Genomic DNA, 2024 nt, shown 5'->3' with positions numbered 1-2024 from the left:
CGCGGGTAATGCCCATCCCCATGGCCCTTCCTACTCGATTCAGTAACCGTGGCCGCAGACACTAGCCTGAGGTTCTCCGATAGTCCCGCGAGAGTGACGTAGGTGGAACAGTTGAGTTTCGATCCGCGCCCACTGGTCGACGTCGCGGTGGACATCGCGCGCGAGGCCGCCGAGCTGGTCCAGCGCACCCGTCACTCGGCAGTCGCCGGCCGAGTGGACACCAAGAGCACCGACACCGACGTGGTCACGGCCGCCGACCGCGCCTCCGAACAGCTCGTCCGCGACCGCCTGGCCGCGCTCCGGCCGGGCGAGCCGGTCATCGGTGAGGAGGAAGGCGGCACCGCGGCCGTCGAGGGCCTGACCTGGGTCGTGGACCCCATCGACGGCACGGTCAACTACCTCTACGGCTTCCCCTGGTACGCCGTGTCCATTGCCGCGCAGCTGGACGGCGTGTCCGTGGCCGGTGCCGTGGTCGAGCCCGTCAGCGGCCGGGTGTGGACGGCGGCCCGCGGGCACGGCTCGTTCCGCGACGGCGTCCGACTGGGCGTCTCGGCGGCCACCCGCCTGGACCTGTCGCTGATCGGCTACGGCTTCGGCTACAGCCCCGAGCGCAGGCAGCGGCAGGCCAACACGTGGGCCGCGCTGTCCACGCGAGTGCGCGACATCCGCCGAGCGGGTGCCGCGTCGCTGGACCTGTGCGCCGTCGCCGCCGGTTGGTTGGACGGCTACGCCGAGCACGCGCTGGGCCGCTGGGACTGGGCCGCGGGCGCTCTCGTGGCCGAGGAGGCCGGTGCGGTGGTGCGGTTGCCCGGCTCGTCTCCCGAGTTGGGCGCGGACGCCACGTTCGCCGCCACGCCGGGCATCGCCGCGGACCTGCACACCGCCCTGGTGGAGAGCGGCTTCGGCAAGGTCTAGCGAGCGCCGATGGTGGTGGCGATCAGGTCGCGGACCTGGTGGACGTTGTCGATGGACGGAGTTCGAGCGGCACCATGCCGGACGCGCGCATGCTCGCGCGCCACCCCGACCCGAACATGGTCGATTCGATGATCAAGCGCTGGTCGGTCAGCTCGAGCGGCGAGTGGCTCGTCGGACCGGCGCAGGACTCGGTGGAGGAGTTCGGGGTGTCCGAGTGGGGGACTCGCGGTGCCTGAGCGGGGGACTCGCGGTGTCCGGGGTTCGACACGGGGTGTCTGGGGGTTCGACACGCGGGAGCTAGCAGTGCACATCCCGTGCGGCGGCAACGTTCGCCGAGACGAGAGTGGGCGGCCCGGCCTCGGCCACCTGCCCGCCGGACTGATCGGGCTGCTGCTCAGCCCAGGTGGCCAACTGGTCGAGCACCTTGCGGGCGTCGTGATTGGGCTTGACCTCGTCGAACTTCTTCCCGATGGCGACGTCGACGGTGGCGTCCTGCCGCTCATCGCGCACCAGCTCGAGACAAGGCTCGATCAAACTCAAGGTACGAGCCGCGGAAGACCCCGGTGCGCCGAACCGAATCTGCCCGCGACACGTCATGTCGTTGGCCGGGTACACGGGGTCGTTGTCCGGCTCAGCGGCCTGCTTCAGCCCGAGCTCCACCAGGGTCGTGGCCACGAACCGGGCCTGGTTCCGCTGCGTGCTCGCGTTGAAGACGCGGAACTGGATGTCGTTCACCGGAGCCGGATCCGTGCGATCCAGCGCGTCGTGCCCCAGCACGGTGCCGGGCTTCGGGGCCACCGGGGCACCTTCGACCGGTGGAGCCGAAGAGGAAGGCACGTTGCCGGGTGAGTTGCACCGAATCGCCAAGTCCACGTCGTTCGCGGTGTTGAGGACCTTCACCCACACGAACACCGCCACTACTGCCAGCACCAGGAACAGGACGAGCGCGGGTAGCGGTCGTCGCCGCCTGTACCGCGACAACCCGCTGCTCCCCGAAACGCTCGCGGGTCCCACGTCCGCCGACCTCCCCTGGCGTTGTGCCCAGTCTCGCTGTGATCAGCCTATGCGGTCGGGGACCATCCCGCGTCCCCGGCCGGGTGTAGCCGACC

The 2024-nt window shown here is 70.4% G+C and carries 3 protein-coding genes; 2 read left to right on the top strand and 1 reads right to left on the bottom strand.

Annotated features, from left to right (window positions below):
* Positions 1 to 102: 102 nt before the first annotated feature.
* Complete coding sequence (locus VGD70_RS22555) at positions 103 to 915, top strand: inositol monophosphatase family protein (protein WP_414638028.1); 813 nt, start codon at positions 103 to 105, stop codon at positions 913 to 915.
* 74 nt (positions 916 to 989) lie between these two features.
* On the top strand, positions 990 to 1151 hold the full coding sequence (locus tag VGD70_RS22550) for a hypothetical protein (protein ID WP_331084458.1): 162 nt from the start codon (positions 990 to 992) through the stop codon (positions 1149 to 1151).
* A 61-nt stretch (positions 1152 to 1212) separates the two neighbouring features.
* On the opposite strand, the gene cei is transcribed toward VGD70_RS22550, so the two are convergent.
* Entirely contained in the window at positions 1213 to 1929 is a 717-nt protein-coding gene (gene cei / locus VGD70_RS22545) for an envelope integrity protein Cei (protein WP_331084456.1), read from the bottom strand.
* Positions 1930 to 2024: the final 95 nt, after the last annotated feature.

It is taken from the genome of Actinophytocola sp. (assembly GCF_036402745.1).
In the GTDB taxonomy this organism is placed as follows: Bacteria; Actinomycetota; Actinomycetes; order Mycobacteriales; family Pseudonocardiaceae; genus Actinophytocola.
The sequence above is the reverse complement of the archived record's forward strand: the minus strand, read 5'-3'. Positions and strand labels throughout refer to the sequence as shown.

What these genes read in the sequence shown, in the direction of transcription:
- VGD70_RS22550 (WP_331084458.1), top strand. Translation starts at nt 990, where the DNA reads ATGCCGGACGCGCGCATGCTCGCGCGCCACCCCGACCCGAACATGGTC.